Below are 20331 nucleotides of genomic sequence, written 5' to 3' on the forward strand. Positions count from 1 at the left end.
CTTCCCGCCGGTCGGGGCCCCGCCGCCGTGCCGCGGGGGCCCGGTCAGCCCTGGGCGGCCGCGGTCCGCAGGCGGATGCGGTCCTCGCCCGCGTACACGTTCATGGAGCTGCCCCGCAGAAAGCCCACCAGCGTCAGACCGGTCTCCGTGGCCAGGTCGACCGCCAGCGACGAGGGCGCCGAGACCGCCGCCAGCACCGGGATGCCCGCCATCACGGCCTTCTGCGCCAGCTCGAAGGAGGCCCGCCCCGAGACCAGCAGGATCGAGCGGGACAGCGGCAGGCCGTCGTTCTGCAGGGCCCGGCCGACCAGCTTGTCGACCGCGTTGTGCCGGCCGACGTCTTCCCGGACGTCGAGCAGCTCCCCGTCCTCGGCGAACAGGCCGGCGGCGTGCAGCCCCCCGGTCCGGTCGAAGACCCGCTGGGCGGCCCGCAGCCGGTCGGGGAGGCTCGCGAGCAGCTCCGGATCCACCCGGACCGGGGGGTTGTCCGCGATGGGCCAGCGAGCCGTCGTACGGACCGCGTCCAGGCTCGCCTTGCCGCACAGACCGCACGAGGAGGTCGTGTACACATTGCGCTCGAGGGTGATGTCCGGGATCGCCACGCCCGGCGCGGTCTGCACGTCCACCACGTTGTACGTGTTCGACCCGTCCACGGTCGCCCCGGCGCAGTAGACGATGTTCCGCAGCTCACCAGCCGCGCCGAGCACCCCCTCGCTGACCAGGAATCCGGCCGCCAGCGCGAAGTCGTCACCAGGGGTGCGCATCGTGATCGCGAGCGGCTTCCCGTTCAGCCGGATCTCCAGCGGCTCCTCCGCGACGAGCGTGTCCGGGCGGGCGGAGACGGCGCCGCCCCGGATGCGGATCACCTTGCGTCGTTCCGTGACTCGTCCCATGTCCTGATCAGCCCCGGTTCTGTAGGTGGACCCTCACCCGGTCATTGTCCTGCACCGTGCAGGTCATAGGCGCAGCCCACACCGCAGACGCGCACACGGCGGTCGCACGCGTCTGCGCCGACTCGTCCCAGGTACCCGCAGCGCGCCGGTCGAACTCCGACCCGGTCGGCGAAGCACGGCGGTACCGCGGATCCTCGGGCGTCCGAGGGTCTGCGGGAAGCCGACAACACGGACGCACCATTACTGTCGCTTCGCCTGCCGCCGTACCCGTGAGTCATTGATCAGACTGGTGGATCCCGCTACCCACGGCAACGAGGGGAAACCACCCATGCACGGCTCACGCATCGCCGCCGTCGGCCACTACCAGCCCGCCACGGTGCTCACCAACGAGGACCTGGCGAGCATGGTCGACACCAGCGACGAGTGGATCAGGACCCGGGTGGGCATCCGCACACGCCACATCGCCGGCCCCGACGAGCCCGTCGACGAGCTGGCCGCGCACGCCGCGGCCAAGGCCCTCGCGGCGGCGGGCCTGGCACCGGGCGACATCGACCTGGTCCTGGTCGCCACCTCCACCGCCGTCGACCGCTCGCCCAACACGGCCGCCCGTGTCGCGGCCCGGCTCGGCATCCCGCAGCCGGCCGCGATGGACGTCAACGTCGTCTGCGCGGGCTTCACGCACGCACTCGCCACCGCCGACCACACCGTGCGCGCGGGCGCGGCCACCCGGGCGCTCGTGATCGGCGCCGACAAGATGTCCGACGTGACGGACTGGACCGACCGATCGACGTGCGTCCTGGTCGGGGACGGTGCCGGGGCCGCCGTGGTCGAGGCCTGTCCCGCCGGGGCCGAGTCCGGGATCGGGCCGGTGGTGTGGGGCTCGGTGCCCGGGATGGGACACGCGGTGCGCATCGAGGGCACGCCCCCGCGGTTCGCGCAGGAGGGGCAGAGCGTGTACCGGTGGGCCACCACCCAGCTGCCGCCCATCGCCCGTCAGGTGTGCGAACGGGCCGGGACGGCGCCCGAGGACCTCGCGGCGGTCGTGCTGCACCAGGCGAACCTGCGCATCATCGAGCCGCTCGCCGAGAAGCTCGGCGCGGTCAACGCGGTCGTCGCCCGCGATGTCGCCGAATCCGGCAACACCTCGGCGGCGAGCATCCCGCTCGCCCTGTCCAAGCTCGTGGAGCGCGGGGAGATCTCGACGGGCGACCGGGTGCTCCTCTTCGGCTTCGGCGGAAATCTCTCGTACGCGGGCCAGATCGTCAGGTGTCCGTAGGCGGCCCCGGGGCCGCCTACGGGCCGGGCCGGCCCTCCATACTGGTCTCCCGGCCACCGCGCTGCCGTTGCCCTGGAAGGGGACCGCGATGTCGTCGAGAGGACTGCCGCACGGAGCGATGCCCCGGCTGGAGCGCCCCGGCCCGCTGCGCGACCGCGTCTACGAGGCGCTGCTCGAACTCATCACCACGCGCGCCCTCCAGCCCGGCCGGCATCTGGTGGAGAGCGAACTCGCCGGGCACCTCGGGGTCTCCCGGCAGCCGGTGCGCGAGGCGCTCCAGCGGCTGAACACCGAGGGCTGGGTCGATCTGCGGCCCGCTCAGGGCGCGTTCGTGCACGAGCCGACGGAGGAGGAGGCCGACCAGCTGCTGACGGTGCGTACGCTGCTGGAGGCGGAGGCAGCCCGGCTGGCCGCCGCGCACGCGGGAAGCCCCGGCATCGCGGCCCTGGAGGAGCTGTGCGCGCAGGGAGAGCGCGCCGTCGCCGAGGACGACGTCGACGGGGCCGTCGCGCTGAACGCCCGCTTCCATGCGAAGGTGATGGAACTCGCGGGCAACGCGGTCCTCGCGGAGCTGGCCGGGCAGGTCGACCGACGGGTGCGGTGGTACTACACCCCGGTCGCCCGGCAGCGGGGACAGCAGTCCTGGAACGAGCACCGCGAGCTGATCGCCGCGATCGCCGACCGCGACGAGCAGCGGGCCACCCGGCTCATGCGCGAACACACCGAGCACACGCGGCGTTCGTATCACGCCCGGACGATGCCCTGAGGGTGACGTCACTCATAGTTGGGGCGACGTTACTTTCAGACGCGACGACGCCTCGCTAGCGTCCTCCGTGCGACCGTACGAGCTCTCTGAACGTATGGTCGGCCGGGAAGCCGCACGCTATCCGTGGGACATCCCATGCGCCTGCAATAGAGGGCATCTCCTCCGCGGGCATCTGTGCGGCGCAACCCGTGGAACACGACAAGCCATGCACGACCCGCCCCCGACTGTGCACCGAGAGCGGAGCAACCGAATGGCACTCACCCTCACCCTCAAATCCGGTACTTCCTGGTCCGACGCCTGGCGGCGCTGCCTCGAAGCAGCCCCCGAGGCCTTCCGGGACGACCGTGTCCTGAACCTCTGGGACTCCTCCTGGCAGGCGGACGGCCATGCGCTGCCCGCGACCAGCCCGGTCGACGGCAGCCCCATCGCCGGCCCGCCGCGCCTGGGCCGTGACAGCGCCCGCCGCGCCGTGCGAGCCGCGCTGGACCAGCACCGCCGCTGGCGCCAGGTGCCCCTGCCCGAACGTCGGGCCCGGGTCGCCGCGACCCTGGACGCCCTCACGGAACACCGCGATCTGCTGGCGCTCCTGCTCGTCTGGGAGATCGGAAAACCCTGGCGGCTCGCGCGGGCCGACGTGGACCGGGCCATCGACGGCGTGCGCTGGTACGTCGATGGGATCGAACCGATGATCGGCGAGCGGGTCCCGCTGGACGGCCCGGTGTCGAACATCGCGAGCTGGAACTATCCGATGAGTGTCCTGGTGCACGCGATGCTGGTGCAGGCCCTGGCGGGCAACGCCGTCATCGCCAAGACGCCGACCGACGGCGGGGTGGCCTGCCTCACCCTTGCCTGTGCGCTCGCCGCACGCGAAGGGGTCCCCGTCACCCTGGTCAGCGGCAGCGGGGGCGAGCTGTCGGAGGCGCTGGTGCGGGCCCCCGAAATCGGCTGTGTCTCCTTCGTCGGCGGCCGGGACACCGGCGCCGCGGTGGCCACGGCAGTCGCCGACCTGGGCAAACGGCACATTCTCGAACAAGAGGGCCTCAACACCTGGGGCATCTGGAACTACACGGACTGGGAATCACTCACCGCGGTCGTCCCGAAGCTCTTCGACTACGGCAAACAGCGCTGCACGGCGTACCCGCGCTTCGTGGTCCAGCGCTCCCTGTTCGACGAGTTCCTCGCGGCGTACCTCCCGGCGGTCCGCCGTGTGCGGGTCGGCCACCCGCTGGCGGTCGAGAAGCGCGACGACCCCTACCCGGAGCTGGACTTCGGTCCGCTGATCAACGCGGCCAAGGCGAAGGAACTGTCCGACCAGGTGGCCGAGGCGATCGACCGCGGCGCGGTCCCCCTGCACCGTGGGAGGCCGGCGGACGCCCGCTTCCTGCCCGGCCAGGACACATCCGCCTATGTGCACCCCGTGACACTCCTGAACCCGCCCCCGTCCTCTCCGCTGCACCACGCGGAACCCTTCGGCCCGGTCGACACCATCGTCCTGGTCGACACGGAGGCGGAGCTGCTGGCGGCGATGAACGCGTCGAACGGCGCGCTGGTCGCGACTCTGGCGACGGACGACCAGGAGACCTACGACCGCCTGGCCCCGCAGATCCGCGCCTTCAAGGTGGGCCGTGGAAAGCCCCGCTCCCGCGGTGACCGCGACGAGCTCTTCGGCGGCTTCGGCGCCTCCTGGCGCGGCGCCTTCGTGGGCGGTGAGCTGCTCGTCCGCGCGGTGACCCGGGGACCGGCGGGGGAGCGGCTGCCGGGGAACTTCCCGGAGTACCAGCTCATGCCGTAGCGGCAGACCGGCCCTCTGCACGGCGATTCGGCCGCCCGGTCACTGCCTGTGACCGGGCGACCCCGCCGCACGGCCGAGCGCGCAGGCGAATACGCAGGTGAAGGCCACTCCGAAAGCTTGGTATTGTTGTCCCTGTCGCCGCCGCGGGGAAGACCCCCGGCCCGGCGGCAGACACCTAGTCCGGGTGGCGGAATGGCAGACGCGCTAGCTTGAGGTGCTAGTGCCCTTTATCGGGCGTGGGGGTTCAAGTCCCCCCTCGGACACAACGACAACGACCAACGACGATACGGTGGCGAGGGCCTCGATCTTACGATCGCGGTCCTCGTTGCGTTTTCGTGGCTGATAGCGATGCCCAGGGCGTCGTAGAGCGGGCCTTTCTCCTCGACGGCGACGGGTTGGATGCGCTGTGCAATGTCTCCAAGACTCTCAGTGATCTGCCGGTTCTGTCGCGCGTCGAGCGGGGACTGCTTCTTCCGGGGCACGGCGGGGTGCGCGTCGAGCTTCTTCTGCGCCGCGTCCTTGTCCCGCTGGGCCTTCTGCGGTGCTTGCTGCGGCGCTCGCATGGGTGAGCGCTTCGATGGTGGCGGAGAGCCGATCGAGGGCGAAGGCCCGGGCGATCCACCGGTCCAGGGCCTGGCACACGCTGTCTTCCCTCGGGTAGACGGTGCGCGGGTGCGTCAGGTCGGGATAGAGGGCGGCTTCTTCCTCTTTGCACTCGCAGCGGTAGTAGACGCGACTGCGGATGGTGGCGGGCTGCATCTTACGCCCGCACAGGCTGCACCTGACCCGTCCGCGCAGGGCGTAGGGGCGTGCGCCTTGCTTTCCTGCGCGCTCCCGCCGTCCCTGATTGCGGGCACGCGGCCTGCGGAGGGCTTGGACGGTATCGAACCGGCTGGGGCTGATGATCGCTTCGTGGGCGGGCTCGTTGGAGCGGATCGACTCCTCGGCGGGGTTGTGGGTCATGCGGCTGGTGTGGCCGAGGGTGACGTCGTCGACGTCGAGGAGGCGTTCTTCCTTGCGTTGCTTGTTCCAGATCTCGTAGCCGGTGTAGCGGGGATTGATGAGGATGGCGCGCACGGCGCCCTGCTGCCATGCGGTCTTCGCCCAGTGCGGATTGCGGGCGGCGTCGTGGGCGGAGGGGCAGGGGATGCCTTCGCGGGTGAGCATGGTGAAGATCCGCTGCACGATGGGTGCGGCGACGGGATCGGGTTCGAGTTTGTGGATGAGCTGTCCGGCGGCGGCTTTTGAAGGGTTGGGGTGGGGTCCGGCGTCGGTGATCCGGTAGCCGTAGGGTGGTCGGCCGCCGAGGTAGCGGCCCTGGAGCTGGGCCTGGGAGCTCATGGCGGTGCGCACTCGGATCTTGATGCGTTTGCGTTCTCCCTTGCTCATGCCGCCGAAGACGGACATGACGAGGCCGTGGGCCTCGTTGTCCGGGTCGATCGGGCCGCCGACCTCCGGTACCCAGAGCGGGATGCGGAAGTGGACGAAGACGGGGAAGGTGTTGCCGAACTGGTTGCCGTAGAAGGTGCGCTGCGGCTCCCCGATGACGACTGCCTCGAAGCCGCGGTTGGGGTTGCGGAGGGACTGGAGGAGGGTGTTGGCGCGGGGGCGGCGCTGCCAGGGCAGGGAGCGGCTGTGGCCGATGTCGAAGTACTCGGTGACGATCTGGCCGCCGGCGGGTTCGATCAGGGCTTGGGCGCTGGTGAACTGCCAGTTTCGGGGGGCTTCGGGATCTTAAAGGTCCTCGGTAGAGCAGCGTCCGGTGAAGGCGAAGCGGATCACGGGAGGACTCCACAAACTGCACCCCGACCTCGTGGAAACCGACCTCGCCGACTTCACACGCTGCCTGAAAGACGCCTTCGCAACCTCCCGTTCACAGCCCTGCACCCTGACCACGAACGGCTCGCCCAGCACGCCATCCGCCTCTACCAGACTGCAGGCCGCCACGATGCCGCCCGGCATACCTACACACGCCTCGAGCGGCATCTCGCCGACCTCGGCCTGGAGCCCGAGCCGGCCACCCAAGCCCTGATCGCAACCAGGACCCAGGGTCGAAACGTGCGGTGGAACCAACCCGTCTCCCGGTTCTGACCCGCATAGAGCGTTGTCCAACCTGAATGCGCTGGCCTGGGCGACGAGGCCTCGAGTAGGTCGGTCGGAGAGGCACATCACATGATCGGTTTCGCTGTTCGCCGCGGAGTGGCGGTCACCGCTCAGGGCGATGGAACACCGCGAGCGGCCCGTACTCCGTCGGCTTCGCGGCGGCGAACTCAGGGTGGGCGGACAGGCGATCCCACTGGATCCCGATGGTATCCGGCCAGGCGGTCAGTTGCTCCCCCGACCCGACCAAGATGAGATCCCAGTCCTGTCCGCCGGATGTGCCGATGCGGTCAATGACGAGTCCTAGGCAGTGCGCCGCGTCATGGTCGAGCGTTCGTTTCAGCGCGGCGACGGCTTCGTCGCGATCGGCTTCGGGGACGTCGGCGATCCGGAAGGTGAACCTCTGGGTTGACGGATCAATGCGCCGCACATTGGCTGCGAGGGACTGGTCGTAACCCATCCAGCACTGGAACTCGATTTCGCGGTACTTGGCGCTGGCCAGGGACGCCGCCAGTACGTCGGGACCGCCCGTGAGCGGCTCTTTTTTGCCTTCCTCAGTCTCGCGGAAGCCGAAGACGGCATCCGTGAGCGGATGCGCGACCGAGAGGCCCGCTGCTCCGAGCTGCGTGACCAGCGCCTGGCTCGATGGGCTGGTCAGAGCCGGCAAGTACCACGCGACGAACGGCCTCAGCACAGAGCGCGGGGCGGCGGTGTTGGCCGGGGCGTCCCGGTCGAAGTGCTCGTTGAAGATTTCGAGGGCCTGCTCGTGGGACAGGGCAGGACTTGTGTAGTCGTTGGCTCGGATGTGGTCGACGAACTCGGCGGGAAGAGCGAGGTGATGGTTACGTACGTAGTGTGCGAGCTCGACGGGCCACAACCACGTTCCGTCCGTGACCAGCGATCCGGCACCGGAGATCCATTCATCGCCGCTGATGACGTCGCGCTCGGCCCCCATGGTGGAGTAGATCTCGGTGGACGATTCCAGGTACGCGATGACCCGGTCCTCGTCCCACTCACCCGTGGGCCTGACCGCATCGCGGAGCGAAGGGACGGAAGCCGACCGGTCGCCGTGGCCGCCGAGCTCCCGGAAGAAGCCCACCCGCTTGATCATCGTCTCTCCAGTCGAACCGTGGGCCTCAGTGGTGTACAGGCAGGTAGATGCCTGGGTGCGCCGGTGTACGCACCCACGGACAAGGTCGGCACCTCGCCGAGCTGGGCCTCAACCAGACCCCCACGATCGGCAACAATGGCTACTGGCGGCCGCGTACGTAGTCGCGCATCCGGCGGCGTAGTTCCACCCGGCCGAAGCGATGGCCGATGGTCACGAAGAGGTCGTCCAGTTCCAGGTCCCACTGCTCAGCAACACACTCGGTGATCACGTGGGGAAGCTGCCCCGCAGGCTGTCACTATCTGCGGCCCTGACGCACGATCGAGCGGCGGCCTGCTGAAGGCCACCCCTGACCACTCCGCAGCCCGCTACACTCCAGCCGCCTGACGAAAACCGCAGGTCAGACACCGAAATCCTGCTGGAGTATTAGAGCGTCAGCCGCAGAACGTGTCCTTCACGGCCTTGACGACCTCGGCCGCCTGGCGCTCGTCCACCGTGGCGTCCCCACCGGTGAAGCGGGCGCTGGTGTTCGTGACGATGGACTTCATCGAGTTACCGGCCTGCATCTCCTGACAGGTGTTCACGGACCGACGCACGGCCCGCTCCTCGTTCACCGTGATGCCGGGGTTGATCGCGTGCAGCTTGCTGAGGAGCTGCTTCTCTTCGGCCGCGTTGGGCTCATCGAATTTGATCGGGGCCGGCGCCTCGCTCGGCTTGGCCTTCGGGGAGGTGGACACCTTCACCGCGGGCTTCGCCTTCGTCGGGGTGTCGGTGTCGTCACCGTTGCCCGCGTTGGCGATGGCAGCCACCACCAGGACGCCACCAGCGATCAGCAGGGCCTTCTTCTTACCGTTCACAGTCTCTCCTCATAGAAAAGCCAGCCCCACGGCGAGGCTGGCTCTGGCCGATGGCCTTTCGTTGTTTCAGGACTCTTCGGGTTTCATCCGGACACGGGGGCGGGATGGTTAACCCAGTTGTCGTCGTACCAGCCTTTCTCTTCAAGGCTGATGGTGCAGTAGCGATCGTCCGGGTGGTTGTCGTGGCACCACTTGTCTATCTCGTCCATGCACTCGACCATCTCGTTCATCGTCACGGGTGCCGACGGATCGGCCTGCACCTTTGCGCAGGACGGAACACCGCCGTCATCGGTGGTCGCCTTGACTACCCCAACGAGTAGGACCACAGCCCAGGCGCAGCCGATGACCGCCCATACCCGCTTCTTGCCGTATCGCTCGGTGAGCGTTTGCATGTAGATGTGCCCCCCACATGGTTCGTAGGCCGGTGATCATATGTGGTTGATCAGTGAACGAAAAGAGGGGCCACCGTGAAGACGATGACCCCCTCGAACTTGCTATGTACTACTTGGGATGCAGTGACGCCCATACAGGGCCAACGCTCTCGTACCAGTCCTTACCTGCTGCCACTGCCTCACGACCCTGAGTGTCCACGCGGTCTTGCAGTTCCCGAGCTGCCGCACGCAGCAGGCAACCCCTCCACTGGGGGCTGAGGTGGCGCAGGGAGCGACGCAGGGAGCAGCGCAAGCAGTCCAGGGCTTGATCCACGGTCGACACATCCGCGTATGCCTGTCCGCCCCAGTCGCTTCCCCAGGACACCCCTAGCACCACTCCTCCAGGGTCCTACCGTCCGGACTCGTTGTCCTCCCGGTGGACGGGGAGGTCCCTGAGCATCCAGTAGACCGCGCCGGACATGCCGTACTCCTTGCCTATCCCCTCGAACGTCCACCCCTGCTTCCTCAGGTGGAGCATGCCCTCAACGCTCGGCTTCACTGTGTCTCTCCTGTACGATTGCGTGAGAGCGGCCCCGGATACTTTCTCTATCCAGGGCCGTTCGTTGTTTCTTTCAGAACCTCGTGAGCACGCCGTCCACGTACCCGAGAGGGATTATGTCGGTGTGCGGGTCCAGCCCGTGAGGGTCGTCGTGGCGGTAGTGGTACCGGCCTCGCTCGTCCACCAACAGGCCCAAGGGCTCAGCTCCGCACTGGCGACACTTCCAGAACTGGAACTCGGCCTGATCTGCCGAGGGGTTCACGTCGCTCGGGCGAATAACGGTTGCCACTGTCTTCCTCCCAGCATCCTTTGTTGCTGAGATTCTGCCACTTGTTGACCAGATAAGAAAAGCGCCCTCGTATAAGGCGCTTTGGTCTCTGCTGAGGCATCTCAGAGGGGTTCACTTACCCGTCCTCCGGTACTCCTCGCAACGGCGCGTCCAGTAGGCGCGGGTCGTTCGAGGAAGCTGGGGACCGTCTCACAGATGCAACACGACGTGTGTGCGCCCTACGGCGGACTAGGCCGGGGGGGTAGCCCGAATCGGGTGGCCGGCGCGGCCCGAGCTTGGCTGGGCCCGCCGCACCCCATGGACGAACATGTGTATGGCGTGGTGCGGTTGAGGCGCTGCCCCGGGAGCCAGCTCAGGAGAGCTCGCAGCTCACCGGCGCATCTCGGCTGACGCCGACCGCTATTGACCGTGGTTGGCCGCTCCATGTGCACGGTTGTGGCACGCACCGAGCGACCAGGCGCTTAGAAGGCGCACTTCTGGTTCGCCCACAATGAGCCACTGACCTGGGCAGTTGTACGGCCTGGAGTAGCCTCGCATGCCGACTTCGACAGGCATTCGACTGGCTTTTTCGCGTGCGGCTAAGCCGGTGGCAGTGCACACTTCTTCGCCGTGGAGATCATCAAGGGCGAGCTTCGGCGTCTGCGGTCCGGCCTCGGAACTGATGACAGTCAGCAGAGGCCGTTTCTCGTGAGGGTCCGGTTCGCCGCCGAAGATCCGGCACGGGTCATCGCTGATGCCCGTGCTGTGCTGACGGCTGTGGTCGAGCGGACGTATGACTGGCCCGCCTTCGAGCGGTGGCCGGAGCTGCTGCCGGCGTGGTTCGTGCAGCGGTGCGCGCCGGAGCACACGGAGTCGGGGGCTGGCCTGCCATTCGACGCCCAGGCCTGGCTCCGGAAGTGGCAGGCGATGACGCCTGAGCAGAAGGCGGAGTTCAGTGAAGGACCTTGGACGCTGTCAGGCTGGCTCTACTACTTCGACCCAACCGACGAGGGCATGGGCGACGACCGCAGCTGGTCGTGGTGGGAGGCGGGGTCAGACGAGCCGGGCAGCGGCTGGGTTGAGGTAGCCACCACCGGTTGGCCATTCGGCAGCGGTTCGCTGTCTTGGTTGATCGAGGCCAGCGGCGGCAGGGATCGCGCGTATGGCGCCTGAGCGTCGGGGACCCCGGTGGTAGTTGCTATGCAGCACTTGCGTCGACCACCGCTTTACAAGTTCGATCCCGACTCACGTCTGCCCGTCAGGATCCGACTCGGCAGGCGACGACTGGTCCAAGCGTGGTCGGCCCGATCCGCCGCTGTCCGGACCCGTCGATGTCAGCTGTGGATGTCAGAACGTTCTGATCCGTAGCTCTGGCGAGAGCGGTCAGCCTCGCTCATACCCACCGTTTCAATGGCCCCAGTGGGACGCTGCCGGACGAGGGCGGTTGCTGTGGTGCGGTCCTGCGCTGTTGTGCGTGCGTCCGGGATCGGTCTTGAGATCACACACACCTTTCAGGTCGTGATCCGGACACCGGTTCATGACCTGAGCCACGCGTATAGGCCGTCTGCCCCGCTGCGGCACCGACCGTCGGTCGTACCGGTGAGGTGTGGATGGCACTCAGCCTGTGTGGTTTGCAGGGCTTGCGGGACTGCGGCTTGATGGTCACTGTCACGGAAGGGCCGGTGGTGGTGTTACCGCCGGCGTCAGTGGCGGTGGGGGTGAAGGTGTGTTGCCCCGAGGAGATCGGTCTCTTCGAGGTGCAGGTCCAGTTTCCGGCAGCATCGACGACGGCCGTGCAGATCGTGACGCCGTGCTCATCGGTGACGGAGATGGTGTCACCAGAGCTGCCTGTGCCGGTGAAAGTCACCGTGCAGCGCCGCCCTGTGTTCCCCATGACGTTGCGGTGCTTGCCGGGGCGCCCACCGCAGTCCTTGATCGTTGATCCGTCGGCCGGACTGGTGATCACGGGTCCTGTGGAGGAGCCGGTGGTGTTGAGCAGCACCGACACCGTACTCGAGCTGCTGTTTGCGCTGACGATGTCGGGCAGTCCGCCGTTGAAGTCGCCCACCGCCACCGCGACAGGGCTGCTGCCGGTCGTATAGTCGGTGTTGGCGCCGAACGTACCGTCACCATTGTTCAAGAGCACCGACACCGTACTCACGGAGTTCGCGGTTACCAGGTCTGGGGCTCCGTCACCGTCGAAGTCACCCACCGCCACCGCGACTGGACCGCTGCCGGTCATATAGTCGGTCTTGGCGCCGAACGTGCCGTCACCATTGTTCAAGAGCACCGACACCGTACTCACGCCGAGGTTCGAGGTGACGATGTCCGGGAAGCTGTCACCGTTGAAGTCGCCTACCGCCACCGAGGTGGGGACGCTTCCGGTGGGGTAGTCGGTCTTGGCGGCGAACGTGCCGTCACCATTGTTCAAGAGCACCGACGCCGAATCCGCGTTGGTGTTTGCGGTGACGATGTCCGGGAAGCCATCACCGTTGAAATCACCCACCGCCACCCCCTCAGGATTGGCACCGGTGGGGTAGTCGGTCTTGGCGGCGAACGTGCCGTCACCATTGTTCAAGAGCACCGACGCCGTACTTGCGGAGAAGTTCGCGGTGACGATGTCCGGGAAGCCGTCACCGTTGAAGTCACCCACCGCCACCGCGGCAGGGCTGGAGCCGGTGGGGTAGTCGGTCTTGGCGGCGAACGTGCCGCCACCATTGTTCAAGAGCACCGACGCCGTACTTGCGTTGGCGTTTGCGGTGACGATGTCCGGGAAGCCATCACCATTGAAGTCACCCACCGCCACCCCGTCAGGGCCGGCGCCGGTGGGGTAGTCGGTCTTGGCGGCGAACGTGCCGTCACCATTGTTCAAGAGCACCGACACCGTACTCGCGGAGAAGTTCGCGGTGACGATGTCCGGGAAGCCATCACCATTGAAGTCACCCACCGCCACCCCGTCAGGGCCGACGCCGGTGGGGTAGTCGGTCTTGGCGGCGAACGTGCCGTCACCATTGTTCAAGAGCACCGACACCGTACTCGCGGAGAAGTTCGCGGTGACGATGTCCCGGAAGCCATCACCATTGAAGTCACCCACCGCCACCCCGTCAGGGCCGACGCCGGTGGGGTAGTCGACTTTCGGTGCGAAGGTCGCGGTTGCGGCCTCTGCGGTCCCGGCCCCCGGGAACAGCCCCAGAACCACCCCGGTCATCACCACCGCCACGAGCAGGGCGAACCTGCCCCGCATCGCGCCGGTCATCTGCCCTGACGTCATCGTCTCTCCGATCCTCGCAAGACCCCGAGAGGGCCGCTCGAGCGGTGCCACCCAGGCGGGCTGGACGACAAAGAGGCACACTGCCAACGGCACACGCCCAGCCACCACCCGACACCCACCACCAGAGCCGAGAACACCCGATGAGCCCACGGACTGGGCATGGTGACCCCTTCGCCCTGAAGCGAACCCGGGCAAGCACCTTGGGCCAGGGCACTTCTCATCTGTCGCGACCGTCCATGGGCGTTCGCGGGTGTCCGCCGCTGTCCGTGGGCGCTGTCACGCGATTGGACACTCAGGGATCCGCTCGTGCCGGCACTCACCGGTCTGCTCGTCGATGCCGTGTGGGGGCTGGAGAGCAGCGGGGACGAGGAAGCCGATCCCGACTCCGCGGTGAAGATGACGGATGCGGTCGTTGACTCGTGCGACGGCCGGGCAGGGACGCTGGTGTACGCCCCCGTCCGGCGTCGTTGATGTCAGCCTTGGATGTCAGAAGCCTTCTGATCCGTAGCTCTAGAGAGATCGGTCATTGGAGGTCATGCAGGCGGCCGTGATGGCTATGCCGGACGATGTTGGACGCTGAGGTTGCTGTACTTCGCTGCTGTACCGCAATGGCCTCTCGCCCGCCTCGGGCTCAACCGATGAGTTCTCATGGGCTGCCGGGTCAGTACGGGCATGACTGCTGTGAATACGCCGCCGGTCGTCTCCCGCCGGGAGTGGCTGGCCGCCATCGACACCCTGCGCACCCGGGAGAAGACGCACACCCGGGAGGGCGACGCGATCGCCGCCGCGCGGCGGCGCCTGCCCATGACCGAGGTGGATCCGTCCACCCCGCTCGTCACGGGCACCGGGGCCGTTCCCCTGATCGACGTCTTCGAGGGCCGCACCCAGTTGTTCGTCTCATATCACATGTGGCACGACGGCCGCCGCGCCGCCGACCAGTGTGAGGGCTGCACCTTCTTCACCGGCCAGGTCCGCGAACTGTCCTATCTGCATCAGCGTGACGTCACCTTCGCGGCCTTCTGCCAGGGCCCCTTCGACGAGTCCGACCGCTATCGCCGCTTCATGGGCTGGGACATGCCCTGGTACTCCGTGCCCGCCGAGTCGCATGAACGGCTCCTGGCCGGCCGCCATTTCGGGATGAAGGCGTGCTACCTCCGAGACGGGAACCGGGTCCACGAGACGTACTGGACCACGGGCCGCGGCGTCGAACCCATGGCCCCGTCCTACGGCATTCTCGACATGACCGTCCACGGGCGGCAGGAGACCTGGGAGGACTCCCCACCGGGCTGGCCTCAGCAGTACGGGACCCTCGGTCAGCAGTTCCGCAAGGACGGACGGCCGACCGCGCAATGGGAACGGCTCGACGCAGGCCACGACGACGACCTCCACGGCGGACAGCACAGCACGGACCGCTCAGGCTGCTGCTCCTGAACCTCCTGAAGGGCGCCCAGTAGCCGAAGAAGTGAAGGCCCGGGTCTCTGACCTGCAGCCGGGTAATCGATCAACGCTGCGACCTGCGGCTTAGCTGTCGACGGTTGTCAGCGTTGGTTGTCGTTGAGCACCCCCGCACGGCCCCGATACGGCCCGAGCGGGGGTGTTGCGTGTGGCACCTCGATGCGAACTACGAGCGGGGCGGTAACTGAGGGCTGTTCGGCCGGTCATCCGCGTGCCTCCAGTCGGTGATGACTGGCTGCTGTCGCGTTGCTACCAGAGGGGCACAAGACACACCTGCCAAACGGCGGGGAAACTCATGCCTAGAGCGCCTCTGCTAGCACGCAGAACCAACGGCAGCGTCGGAAACCCTGCGTGCCTCGGCGGCCAAGTCCTTACCCGTCTTTACGTAGCCGTCACCCTTGGACTTGATTGCGGACACCGTGTCTTTAGCGTTCGTCCGCAGCTTCGAGACCCCACCGACCCCCGTCGACAGGACTGGCGTGTATTCCGGCATGAGGCCCTGCGCCGTCTCGTACGCGTCCCACGCGTCCTTCAACGCCGTCGACTGGCTCTCGATGTCGGAGATCGTGTAGTCCAGCGTCCCCCGGTCCGACTCCAGCGTCCCCGCGTCCATCTCGACCGTCCCGGCATCCATCTCCACGGAGCCAGCGTCAATGCACGCGTCCTCGCCGGACAGATTCGCCGCGTTGTCCTTGACCGTCTTCAGGTCACTGCGCACTGTCGCGAGGTCGGTCTCAAAGGAGCTGTAGTCGACCGACACGCCCAGCGTCTGCTTCAGCGCGGTGTACGCCGAGTTCACCTTCGTCGCCGCAGCGTCGATCTTCCCCCTGGTCTCCGCGTCGGCAGCTGCCTGAGCCTCCTTTGCCTGCGCGTCCTGGAGATCAGTGAGCGCATGCCGGGCCCGGCTCTGGAGATCGCCGACCTTGCTGTTGTAGTCGTCGACCGAGCCCGGCCGCAGCGTCAGCGTGTACATGGTGCCGGTGTCGTGCGGTACGTGAAGAATCATCTCGGTGTTCGTCAGCGTCCCCGACAGGGAGCCAACCGACCCCAGAGCCCCGTCAATCCGAATCGTCACCGCAGACCCGTCGACCGTCCCCGTGAAGGCCGCGTGCTCCGCCTTCGTCGTTGTCCGGTCGCTGGACGGGATCGCTGTGACGTCGAACGACCCCGACAGACTCGACCCCGTCCTCGTCAGCTCAACCATCGCCACGCCGTCATCGGCCGTGCCCACCCACAGGTGCGGTGTCTCGAAGGCATGAGTGAACGGAGCCGCCGACGAGTGCCCCTTATCGGACTGGCCGATGTAGACGGCTACCCCCACTGCCGTCGCCATCACTGCGGACACGGAGCCAATCAGCAGCCACGCCTTCCGCCTGCTCGGTGCAGGTGGTGGCGGGTACATCTGAACCACCCTGGATCCCTCCCCATTTTGGTTCAGATATTGAAACTCAGACGACCCGTCGGTGTCTCAGCATCTCGACGACCGCGACACCGGCCCCTGACCAACGCCCAGTCGCGGGTTCGAGCCTGGTCGATGAACACAAACCTGATAGCTCTCTCGCGGCTCGTGGCCCCTTCGACGCGGCGCCCGCCGGCTTGCAGCGTGCCCCGGAGTGGTCCGTGGCCTCTTACCCGTGCGCACTCGGCAGGATTCGAATCCTGGAACCTTCTGATCCGTAGCTCTATGTGGATCGGTCGGTGGTGGTCATACCGGTCGTGGCACGGCTCTTTGGAGGCATTACCGGGCGGGCCGGGTTGCTGTGGTTGCTGTGCTCCGCTGCTGTACCGCTACATGCTGACCAGGCCGGGGCGGGCATCTGGGCGCCCGCGCGCCGGCCCGGCGGTGGGGGACCGCCTACGCCACCCAGCAGTAGAGGCCGAACCCTTGATCATTCGCGACGCGGGCCAGTTCCGAAACCTCGGTCAGGATCTCGCGCGCGGGCTCGTCGTCCAGATCCTCTCCATCTTCGCTGCGCATGCGTTTCCAGCCCTTGGCGAGCTCGGCGATGCGAAGGTCGTCGACGCCTGCCAACTCGCGGAGGAGCCGCTCGGACACCACGAACACCTGGCAATCACCGTCCTCGGCGACACTGCGCGGCTCCCCGGCATCCAAAAGCGCATCGAAGCTTGTCCCGGTCGTCAGCTCTTCCCACTCCAGGACCGAGATCTCAACCAAGAAGTTGCCCAATGTCACCGTCTCGAACGTGCCCTCGGATCCACCCGCAAGGACGCTGGCCGCTGACGTCTCATCCGGCGCAACGAAGAATTCGATGATCCTGCTCATCGCTGCATCATGGCTTAGCCCGTCGGTCTGGTGCAGTGTCCACCTCCTGACTGATCTTGAAAACCGTCGTGGCAGCGATGCCACCGTGGGCTCAAATCCCACCGCCTCCGCAGCGCAAGCAGCGAGAACGGCCCCTGAGCAGGGAGACTCGGCCAGGGGCCGCTCTCATGTCCGGCCACCGTCGCTGCCCGCTGTTCCCCGTGGTTTCCCGCTTCATCGGGCACGAGTGGGGCACGGCGCTTTGAGGTTCGGCCTCGTCCTTATCAGGTCGATCACGGGGTGCGACGACGTTGGCCAACTGGCGCTCCGCCTCGGTCGATCGTCCACTCAGGTTTGGCGCCGACCGCCGCTGTTCGCACTTGTTGGTGTCAGCGGCTGGTGTCAGGGCGGAGAGGCGCCCTTTGCACACTCAGTTTGTGTGCGGTCGACCGTCACGGACCCACGTCACCACGGTGAGAACTGCGGTGACGTACATCAGGACACTGAAGGTGGCTACGGATTCGACGTACTGCTCGTAGCCGTCCGCACGAAGCTGGAGCGCAAGGGAACCAAGTGCAGTCCCAAGCGCGGCTGTCGCGGCGGCCATAGCGACGAACGGGCCCTTCGTCATTGGTACTTCCCCCAAGCCAAGAGACGACTGATCACAATCGAGGCTACACGCATCGTGATCTCAGGGTGCGGCCGAAGACCTACCCAGCCCAGCACTCTCCCCAGCTCCCATCCCGTCCGCCGTCGACCCACACACCGTGGAGCGGGCGTGGTTCATGGCGTCAAGGTGGAGCGCGCCACTGTACGAACGACTGTGAGGATTGACGACGGCGCCGCTCGGCAGGTCTGACTCACCGAACGATTGACGCTTTGGCTGTCCTTTCCAGGAATCGTCGGCCGGCTGGGCGGCGCTTTGCACGCGGCCGGTCGGGCGCCTGTGACCTCATAGAGCCCGGCCAAAGGTCCCACCACAGTCTTGTCCAGCCGCCCGACCGGCCCGTGCGATCCCTCGCGCATCGCACGGAAGAACAGCAAGACACAGCATGGCAGACCAGATCGTGGTGGTCGGCGGCGTGGACACCCACACCGATTTCCACCAGGCCGCGGTGATCGACTCCATCGGCCGGCACCTTGCCACCGCACCGTTCCCCACCACCCCCGACGGCTACCGCCACCTGCTGGAATGGCTGCGTACGCACGGCGATGTCCTCGCCGTCGGAGTTGAAGGGACCGGCGCCTACGGCTCCGAACTCACCCGGTTCCTGCGGGCAAACGAGGTCACGTCGTGGACGTGGACCGCCCCGACCGCAAGGCCCGGCGGGCCAACGGCAAGTCCGACCCCGTGGACGCCTACGCCGCCGCGACCGCCGTCCTGCCCGGCCGCGCAAGCGGCCAGCCGAAAACCCGCGACGGCATCGTGGAGGCCATCCGATCCCTGCGGATCGTCCGGCGTTCGGCCATCAAGGCCCGTACCCAGACGATCAACCAGATCCGTACGCTCATCGTCGCAGCCCCTGCCGAGGTGCGTGAACGCCTACGTGGCCTGCCTACTTACCAGCTGATCTCGCAGCTCGCCCGCTCCCGCCCCGGCACCGACCTCGCCGACCCGAGCTGCGCGGTCAAAACCGCGCTGCGGCGACTGGCTCGCCGCCACCAGAACCTACCCATGAGATAGCCGAGGCTGACGCAGAACTCGAACCCCTCGTCGTGCAGGCGGCCCCGGTCCCAGCGGCATCGGTGCGGCCACCGCCTTGTCGCTCGAGCGGCAGGGCGCCGCTGTGGCAGCGGTCGCCCGCCGTACGGGGCGGCTGGAGCACCTGGCCGCAGTGCTCCGTGATCGGAGTTGTTCGTATCAGCGCCTCTACGAAGCGAACAAGATCAGCCACACCACCCGGCGGCGGATCCAGCACGAACTCGACCTCGAAGAAGCCAGCCACCGCCCCCGCGACTGACTGCCGGCCCCAGTAACGCCGCTCATACAGTGCGGGTCACGCGACAACACCTCAGTGGAGGTGTGGCTCACTTTCCGTCTGGCAGGTGGAACTGCCCTTGCGCCACCAAGACCGTATCGTCAGCCGTTGACTCGCCCCTCGGACACAACGCTTGACGATACGGAATCGAGGGCCTCGACCTTACGGTCGCGGTCCTCGTTGCGTGTTCGTAGCTGATGGTGATGCCCAGGGCGTCGTAGAGCGGGCCTTTCTTCTCGGCGGCGGTCTGGATGCGCTGTGCAATGTGTCCGAGACTCTCCGTGATCTGCCGGATCTGTTGCGCGTCGAGCGGGGATTGCTTCTTCCGGGGGACGGCGGGGTGTGCGTCGAGCTTCTTCCGCGCCGCGTCCTTGTCCCGCTGGGCCTCGTTGATCCACTGGGTGACGACGGCGGGGTCCGCTCCGGCGTCGAGGGCTGCCTGGTAGCGGGTGAGCCGCCGCTCGCATTCCTTGATCGCCTGGCGTGCTTGGGCCTGCTCGGGTGTCTGGGTCTCTGCGGTGCTTGCTGCGGCGCTGGCGTGGGTGAGCGCTTCGATGGTGGCGGAGAGCCGCTGGGGGGCGAAGGCGCGGGCGATCCATCGGTCCAGGGCCTGGCACACGGTGTCTTCGCGCAGGTAGACGGTGCGCGGGTGGGTGAGATCGGGGTAGAGGGCGGCTTCTTCCTCTTTGAACTCGCAGCGGTAGTAGACGTGGCTGCGGATGGTGGCCGGTTGCATCTTCCGCCCGCACAGCCTGCACCGGATCCGACCACGCAGAGCGTAGGGGCGTGCCCAGCTTGCCGGCGCGCTCCTGCCGCCCTTGGTTGCGGGCGCGCTGTGTGCGCACGGTGCGGGCGGCATCGAAGAGAGCGGGGCTGGTGATCGCTTCGTGGGCGGGCTCGATGGAGTGGATCCACTCATCAGGCGGGTTGTGGGTCACGTGGGTGCGGTGGCCGAGGGTGACGTCGTCGACGTCGAGGAGGCGTTCTTCCTTGCGTTGTTTGTTCCAGACTTCGTGGCCGGTGTAGCGGGGGTTGAGGAGGATGGCGCGTACGGCGCCCTGCTGCCAGGCGGTCTTGTTGCGGTGCGGATTGCGGGTGGCGTCGTGGGCGGAGGGACAGGGGATGCCTTCCCGGGTGAGCTGGGCGGCGATGGCGCTGTAGCTCATGCCGTCCACGTACAGACGGAAGATCCGCTGCACGACGGGCGCAGCGGCGGGGTCCAGCTCGAGCCTGTGGATGCGCTGGCCGGCGGCTGGCCTTCGAGGGGTTGGGGTGGGGGCCTGCGTCGGCGATCCGGTAGCCGTAGTGTGGCCGCCCGCCGAGATAGCGGCCCTGAAGCTGGGCCTAGGAGCTCAGGGCTCGGGGAGTGGGTC

Annotated in this window: 21 protein-coding genes, 1 tRNA gene and 3 pseudogenes; 11 read left to right on the forward strand and 14 right to left on the reverse strand. The window is 67.4% G+C overall.

The features are described 5' to 3' along the window. Positions 1-44: 44 nt before the first annotated feature. Together fdhD and LZ604_RS36250 are read right to left on the reverse strand one after the other, a co-directional pair. On the reverse strand, positions 45-893 hold the full coding sequence (gene fdhD, locus LZ604_RS15885; RefSeq protein ID WP_234515759.1) for a formate dehydrogenase accessory sulfurtransferase FdhD: 849 nt from the start codon (positions 891-893) through the stop codon (positions 45-47). Positions 894-921: 28 nt separating this feature from the next. After that, positions 922-1062: pseudogene (locus LZ604_RS36250) on the reverse strand (2Fe-2S iron-sulfur cluster-binding protein); the annotation flags it as partial. A 159-nt stretch (positions 1063-1221) separates the two neighbouring features. Here LZ604_RS36250 and LZ604_RS15890 point away from each other — a divergent pair. The 4 genes from LZ604_RS15890 to LZ604_RS15905 all read left to right on the forward strand — a co-directional run bounded on the left by LZ604_RS15890 (position 1222) and on the right by LZ604_RS15905 (position 4990). Beyond that, a complete protein-coding gene (locus LZ604_RS15890) occupies positions 1222-2169 on the forward strand; it encodes a beta-ketoacyl-ACP synthase III (protein ID WP_234515760.1) in 948 nt (315 codons plus the stop codon). An 88-nt stretch (positions 2170-2257) separates the two neighbouring features. Beyond that, a complete protein-coding gene (locus LZ604_RS15895) occupies positions 2258-2935 on the forward strand; it encodes a GntR family transcriptional regulator (protein WP_234515761.1) in 678 nt (225 codons plus the stop codon). 250 nt (positions 2936-3185) lie between these two features. Then, positions 3186-4727: an aldehyde dehydrogenase family protein gene (locus LZ604_RS15900; protein ID WP_234515762.1), complete on the forward strand. Its 1542-nt coding sequence runs from the start codon at positions 3186-3188 to the stop codon at positions 4725-4727. Between the two features lie 178 nt (positions 4728-4905). Then, a tRNA-Leu gene (locus LZ604_RS15905) sits at positions 4906-4990 on the forward strand. A gap of 163 nt (positions 4991-5153) precedes the next feature. On the opposite strand, the gene LZ604_RS15910 is transcribed toward LZ604_RS15905, so the two are convergent. Then, positions 5154-6134: a recombinase family protein gene (locus LZ604_RS15910; RefSeq protein ID WP_234515763.1), complete on the reverse strand. Its 981-nt coding sequence runs from the start codon at positions 6132-6134 to the stop codon at positions 5154-5156. A 228-nt stretch (positions 6135-6362) separates the two neighbouring features. On the opposite strand from LZ604_RS15910, the gene LZ604_RS15915 reads away from it, so the two are divergent. Continuing rightward, complete coding sequence (locus tag LZ604_RS15915) at positions 6363-6818, forward strand: BTAD domain-containing putative transcriptional regulator (RefSeq protein ID WP_234515866.1); 456 nt, start codon at positions 6363-6365, stop codon at positions 6816-6818. A 115-nt stretch (positions 6819-6933) separates the two neighbouring features. On the opposite strand, the gene LZ604_RS15920 is transcribed toward LZ604_RS15915, so the two are convergent. The 5 genes from LZ604_RS15920 to LZ604_RS15935 form a co-directional block, all read right to left on the reverse strand. After that, positions 6934-7938: a hypothetical protein gene (locus LZ604_RS15920; protein ID WP_234515764.1), complete on the reverse strand. Its 1005-nt coding sequence runs from the start codon at positions 7936-7938 to the stop codon at positions 6934-6936. A 139-nt stretch (positions 7939-8077) separates the two neighbouring features. Beyond that, a complete protein-coding gene (locus tag LZ604_RS35745) occupies positions 8078-8206 on the reverse strand; it encodes a hypothetical protein (protein WP_267971426.1) in 129 nt (42 codons plus the stop codon). Positions 8207-8369: 163 nt separating this feature from the next. Then, positions 8370-8792 (reverse strand): DUF732 domain-containing protein, encoded by a 423-nt coding sequence (locus tag LZ604_RS15925; protein WP_234515765.1) that lies wholly within the window; start codon positions 8790-8792, stop codon positions 8370-8372. An 83-nt stretch (positions 8793-8875) separates the two neighbouring features. After that, positions 8876-9184, reverse strand: a complete 309-nt coding sequence (locus LZ604_RS15930) for a hypothetical protein (protein WP_234515766.1) — start codon at positions 9182-9184, stop codon at positions 8876-8878. A 388-nt stretch (positions 9185-9572) separates the two neighbouring features. Beyond that, positions 9573-9722 carry a hypothetical protein gene (locus tag LZ604_RS15935; RefSeq protein WP_234515767.1) on the reverse strand — a complete coding sequence of 50 codons (150 nt, stop codon included), beginning with the start codon at positions 9720-9722 and terminating at the stop codon, positions 9573-9575. Positions 9723-10620: 898 nt separating this feature from the next. Here LZ604_RS15935 and LZ604_RS15940 point away from each other — a divergent pair. Continuing rightward, positions 10621-11163, forward strand: coding sequence for an HMG-box domain-containing protein (locus LZ604_RS15940; protein WP_234515768.1), 543 nt, complete (start codon positions 10621-10623; stop codon positions 11161-11163). Positions 11164-11488: 325 nt separating this feature from the next. On the opposite strand, the gene LZ604_RS15945 is transcribed toward LZ604_RS15940, so the two are convergent. Further along, positions 11489-13261, reverse strand: a complete 1773-nt coding sequence (locus LZ604_RS15945; RefSeq protein ID WP_234515769.1) for an FG-GAP-like repeat-containing protein — start codon at positions 13259-13261, stop codon at positions 11489-11491. 306 nt (positions 13262-13567) lie between these two features. Between LZ604_RS15945 and LZ604_RS15950 the strand changes: the two genes are divergently transcribed. After that, positions 13568-13732, forward strand: a complete 165-nt coding sequence (locus tag LZ604_RS15950; protein ID WP_234515770.1) for a hypothetical protein — start codon at positions 13568-13570, stop codon at positions 13730-13732. A 201-nt stretch (positions 13733-13933) separates the two neighbouring features. Beyond that, complete coding sequence (locus LZ604_RS15955; RefSeq protein WP_234515771.1) at positions 13934-14692, forward strand: DUF899 family protein; 759 nt, start codon at positions 13934-13936, stop codon at positions 14690-14692. A gap of 337 nt (positions 14693-15029) precedes the next feature. On the opposite strand, the gene LZ604_RS15960 is transcribed toward LZ604_RS15955, so the two are convergent. The 3 genes from LZ604_RS15960 to LZ604_RS15970 form a co-directional block, all read right to left on the reverse strand. Beyond that, on the reverse strand, positions 15030-16127 hold the full coding sequence (locus tag LZ604_RS15960) for a hypothetical protein (protein ID WP_234515772.1): 1098 nt from the start codon (positions 16125-16127) through the stop codon (positions 15030-15032). Positions 16128-16571: 444 nt separating this feature from the next. Next, positions 16572-17000, reverse strand: coding sequence for a hypothetical protein (locus LZ604_RS15965; protein WP_234515773.1), 429 nt, complete (start codon positions 16998-17000; stop codon positions 16572-16574). Positions 17001-17409: 409 nt separating this feature from the next. Next, the gene (locus LZ604_RS15970) at positions 17410-17610 is read right to left on the reverse strand and encodes an SCO3870 family protein (protein WP_234515774.1); all 201 of its coding nucleotides are present in this window, start codon (positions 17608-17610) and stop codon (positions 17410-17412) included. A gap of 421 nt (positions 17611-18031) precedes the next feature. Between LZ604_RS15970 and LZ604_RS36045 the strand changes: the two are divergent. The 3 genes and pseudogenes from LZ604_RS36045 to LZ604_RS35755 form a co-directional block, all read left to right on the forward strand. Then, positions 18032-18211 (forward strand): annotated as a pseudogene (locus LZ604_RS36045) (IS110 family transposase); the annotation flags it as partial. 62 nt (positions 18212-18273) lie between these two features. Continuing rightward, positions 18274-18663, forward strand: a complete 390-nt coding sequence (locus tag LZ604_RS36050) for an IS110 family transposase (protein WP_234515876.1) — start codon at positions 18274-18276, stop codon at positions 18661-18663. A gap of 103 nt (positions 18664-18766) precedes the next feature. Further along, positions 18767-18940: a hypothetical protein gene (locus LZ604_RS35755; protein ID WP_267971428.1), complete on the forward strand. Its 174-nt coding sequence runs from the start codon at positions 18767-18769 to the stop codon at positions 18938-18940. A 67-nt stretch (positions 18941-19007) separates the two neighbouring features. Here LZ604_RS35755 and LZ604_RS15990 read toward each other — a convergent pair whose 3' ends face one another. Both LZ604_RS15990 and LZ604_RS36255 read right to left on the reverse strand, forming a co-directional pair. Continuing rightward, positions 19008-19877, reverse strand: a complete 870-nt coding sequence (locus LZ604_RS15990; RefSeq protein ID WP_372482146.1) for a recombinase zinc ribbon domain-containing protein — start codon at positions 19875-19877, stop codon at positions 19008-19010. Then, positions 19801-20283: pseudogene (locus LZ604_RS36255) on the reverse strand (recombinase family protein); the annotation flags it as partial. The gene LZ604_RS15990 and the pseudogene LZ604_RS36255, both read right to left, overlap by 77 nt. Positions 20284-20331 lie beyond the last annotated feature (48 nt).

It is taken from the genome of Streptomyces glomeratus (assembly GCF_021462825.1).
Taxonomy (GTDB): Bacteria; Actinomycetota; Actinomycetes; order Streptomycetales; family Streptomycetaceae; genus Streptomyces; species Streptomyces glomeratus.

What these genes read in the sequence shown, in the direction of transcription:
- LZ604_RS15945 (WP_234515769.1), bottom strand. Translation starts at nt 13,261, where the DNA reads ATGACGTCAGGGCAGATGACCGGCGCGATGCGGGGCAGGTTCGCCCTG.
- LZ604_RS15970 (WP_234515774.1), bottom strand. Translation starts at nt 17,610, where the DNA reads ATGACGAAGGGCCCGTTCGTCGCTATGGCCGCCGCGACAGCCGCGCTT.
- LZ604_RS15930 (WP_234515766.1), bottom strand. Translation starts at nt 9,184, where the DNA reads ATGCAAACGCTCACCGAGCGATACGGCAAGAAGCGGGTATGGGCGGTC.
- LZ604_RS15920 (WP_234515764.1), bottom strand. Translation starts at nt 7,938, where the DNA reads ATGATCAAGCGGGTGGGCTTCTTCCGGGAGCTCGGCGGCCACGGCGAC.
- LZ604_RS15955 (WP_234515771.1), top strand. Translation starts at nt 13,934, where the DNA reads ATGACTGCTGTGAATACGCCGCCGGTCGTCTCCCGCCGGGAGTGGCTG.
- LZ604_RS15895 (WP_234515761.1), top strand. Translation starts at nt 2,258, where the DNA reads ATGTCGTCGAGAGGACTGCCGCACGGAGCGATGCCCCGGCTGGAGCGC.
- LZ604_RS15890 (WP_234515760.1), top strand. Translation starts at nt 1,222, where the DNA reads ATGCACGGCTCACGCATCGCCGCCGTCGGCCACTACCAGCCCGCCACG.
- LZ604_RS15965 (WP_234515773.1), bottom strand. Translation starts at nt 17,000, where the DNA reads ATGAGCAGGATCATCGAATTCTTCGTTGCGCCGGATGAGACGTCAGCG.
- fdhD (WP_234515759.1), bottom strand. Translation starts at nt 893, where the DNA reads ATGGGACGAGTCACGGAACGACGCAAGGTGATCCGCATCCGGGGCGGC.
- LZ604_RS15910 (WP_234515763.1), bottom strand. Translation starts at nt 6,134, where the DNA reads ATGTCCGTCTTCGGCGGCATGAGCAAGGGAGAACGCAAACGCATCAAG.
- LZ604_RS15990 (WP_372482146.1), bottom strand. Translation starts at nt 19,877, where the DNA reads ATGAGTGGATCCACTCCATCGAGCCCGCCCACGAAGCGATCACCAGCC.
- LZ604_RS15900 (WP_234515762.1), top strand. Translation starts at nt 3,186, where the DNA reads ATGGCACTCACCCTCACCCTCAAATCCGGTACTTCCTGGTCCGACGCC.